Here is a 2,502-nt window from a genome sequence, read left to right on the forward strand (position 1 = left end):
CTGCTCGTCGCCGACCTCCGCCCGCGCCATCGCCTCGCGCATCGCAGCCGTGGGCCTCGTCTGCGTGTCCGAGAGCAGGTTGATGCGCACCGGCGGCGCCTTGGGATCGATCGGGGGCGGGGTGTAGAGCATGCGACGGCTCCTCAAGCATTGCGGCCACTGAAATGTGGCTCTTAAGCAAAAAGGCCCCGGCGAACCGGGGCCTTTCGATATTCAGATCTTAGCGCGAATAGAATTCGACGACCAGATGCGGCTCCATCTGCACCGGGAACGGCACGTCGGAGAGATGAGGGATGCGCACGTATTTCGCGGTCATCTTGCCGTGGTCGACTTCGAGATAGTCCGGGGTGTCGCGCTCGGGGAGCTGGCTGGCTTCGAGGACGTGGGCGAGCTGCTTGGAAGCTTCCTTGACCTCGATCACGTCGCCGATCTTGACCTGATAGCTCGAGATGTTGACCTTGCGGCCGTTCACCTTGACGTGGCCGTGGTTGATGAACTGGCGCGCGGCGAAGATCGTCGAGACGAACTTGGCGCGGTACACGACCGCGTCGAGACGGCGCTCGAGCAGGCCGATCAGGTTCTCGCCCGTGTCACCCTTGAGGCGGCTGGCCTCGACATAGATGCTGTGGAACTGGCGCTCGGAGATGTTGGCGTAGTAGCCCTTCAGCTTCTGCTTGGCGCGCAGCTGCACGCCGAAGTCGGAGAGCTTGCCCTTGCGGCGCTGGCCGTGCTGGCCGGGGCCGTACTCGCGGCGGTTGACGGGGCTCTTCGGGCGGCCCCAGATGTTCTGGCCCATACGGCGATCGAGTTTGTACTTCGCCTCACTGCGCTTAGTCATCGCGTCCTCTTTGGGTTCACGGTTTGAGGAAACGCGCCCTCCTGTGTGACGGGGCTAGCCCGGCACTGACAGGTCCGATCCCCAAAGCTTAAGGGACAAGACCACGGGTCGCGAAACGCTTCGCGGGCCGAAATCGGCCCGCGAGCAGGCGGCTTTTAGGTGAGTTTGGCCCGTTCTGTCAATGCGAATGGCCGCGAAATCAGGTCCCGACCGCCCGGATCGGCTTTGACCCGGCGGATCGCAATTCGGCAGCGATTTCAGCGTTCAGGACCTGTTCCAGCCGGGTCAGGACCCGGGCGATGGGGGCGGCGTCGGTGACGCGGTGATCCCACCGGATCACGACATGAATGGTCTGGTCCGCCTCAACCATCCCATAGCTGACGATAAAGGGGCCTGGCGTGATGGGGTGGAGCTCGCCGCCGCCATAGGCGGCCACCGAGCTTACGGCAAAGCTGCCGAACCAATTGCCGCGTTGCCGGCCGAAATTCAGGCCGATCGCCCAGGACAGGCGCCGCAGCGGCAGTGGGAGGCGGGTCGCCCGCATGATCTTGCGGAACATAGGAACGTCCCCGACCGGCGCCGTCTTGGCGTGCCGGATCTCGGCATCGACGGCCGCCAGCGTCATCGTGTCGGGGCCCGCGATTCGCTGCGGGATCACGCATTCCTCGCCATGGTCGATCCGGGCGATCGCCACCAGCGCCACGCTCTTGGGTAGCTCATAGAGGGTCGGCCAAGGCCATTTGGCGTAGACGGTGCGCAGGATCGGCTCGTCCCTGGCCACGAGGGCGAAGGCCTTGACGAACATCGCGGCCCAGCCGGCAGGCGTCGTTGCGGCCGCGCGGGCCTCCAGCACAGGGCGGATATTGAGCGAACGGGATAGCGAAACGAACGGCACGCCCATCGAGGCATGCATGAGGTCGCAAATCAAACGGCGCCGCAGCGAGATGGTCTTGGGCGTCCCGCGCATTGGTCTCCGGTTCCGGATCAAAGATTAAAATATGTGCAGCGAGTGGGTTCCCACTCGCTTGCCTGCTCTAGCATGAACCAACCCGCTCGGGGCCAGTCGGTTCGCCGCATCAGGGCGCCGGCGACGCCAGCGGCTTGGTCTTGTCGACGACGTAAACTCCCAGCACTTTCATGGTCTTATCGCCATGAGCCTTGGCGTCGTGCACGACGCCTGCCGGGATCTGATAGGAATCGCCGGCTTTGAGGGTTTTCTCTGGCTGCCCATCGATGAGAAGATTCAGCTCGCCTTCGAGCACGTAGCCGGTCTCGATCCCCGGATGGGTATGGCGTCCGGCCGCGCCGCCCGCCGGGACTTCCGCAATGGCGGTGATGGTGTTGTAGCCATCCGGAAATTCGACTTTCTGGAGTGGGGTGCGCTTGATGCCGGGCTGCTGGGCGAAGGCGGCAACGGCAAGGCCGGCAAAGGACAGAGCGAGCAAAGTCTTTTTAAGCATGGTTTCCTCCCTGGACCGACCCTAGCAGCGCGGCAGTCCCCGGCAAGGTGGCAATCGGCCTGTTCAGCGCCTGATCCCCTCGAATGCTGCCATGATGCCGCGCTGGAACAGCGACCAGTCGAAGCCGAGCGCGATCGCGCGGTAGCCGCGGTCGACGAGGGCATTGGCCTGGTCGGCAGTGCGGGCCACGCCGCCGATCGGCAC

4 protein-coding genes and 1 pseudogene are annotated in these 2,502 nt (G+C 64.4%); all 5 read right to left on the bottom strand.

All coding sequences use genetic code 11. From position 1 onward, the window contains the following. Positions 1-132: beta-eliminating lyase-related protein (locus MOV75_RS34405; RefSeq protein ID WP_247007568.1), on the bottom strand; the 132-nt coding region annotated here is incomplete at its 3' end. Between the two features lie 88 nt (positions 133-220). Next, positions 221-838, bottom strand: coding sequence for a 30S ribosomal protein S4 (rpsD, locus tag MOV75_RS34410; protein ID WP_094895629.1), 618 nt, complete (start codon positions 836-838; stop codon positions 221-223). A 199-nt stretch (positions 839-1,037) separates the two neighbouring features. Beyond that, positions 1,038-1,805, bottom strand: coding sequence for an acyltransferase (locus MOV75_RS34415; protein ID WP_247007567.1), 768 nt, complete (start codon positions 1,803-1,805; stop codon positions 1,038-1,040). Between the two features lie 109 nt (positions 1,806-1,914). Further along, positions 1,915-2,298 carry a cupin domain-containing protein gene (locus tag MOV75_RS34420; protein WP_246918671.1) on the bottom strand — a complete coding sequence of 128 codons (384 nt, stop codon included), beginning with the start codon at positions 2,296-2,298 and terminating at the stop codon, positions 1,915-1,917. A gap of 63 nt (positions 2,299-2,361) precedes the next feature. Continuing rightward, a pseudogene (locus MOV75_RS34425) lies at positions 2,362-2,502 on the bottom strand (2,4-dihydroxyhept-2-ene-1,7-dioic acid aldolase); the annotation flags it as partial.

The sequence above is a fragment of the Bradyrhizobium sp. PRIMUS42 genome, from assembly GCF_023006515.1.
Classification (GTDB): Bacteria; Pseudomonadota; Alphaproteobacteria; order Rhizobiales; family Xanthobacteraceae; genus Bradyrhizobium.

Bases quoted from the DNA above. Each gene is read 5' to 3' on its own strand.
- rpsD (WP_094895629.1), bottom strand. From the start codon at position 838: ATGACTAAGCGCAGTGAGGCGAAGTACAAACTCGATCGCCGTATGGGC.
- MOV75_RS34415 (WP_247007567.1), bottom strand. From the start codon at position 1,805: ATGCGCGGGACGCCCAAGACCATCTCGCTGCGGCGCCGTTTGATTTGC.
- MOV75_RS34420 (WP_246918671.1), bottom strand. From the start codon at position 2,298: ATGCTTAAAAAGACTTTGCTCGCTCTGTCCTTTGCCGGCCTTGCCGTT.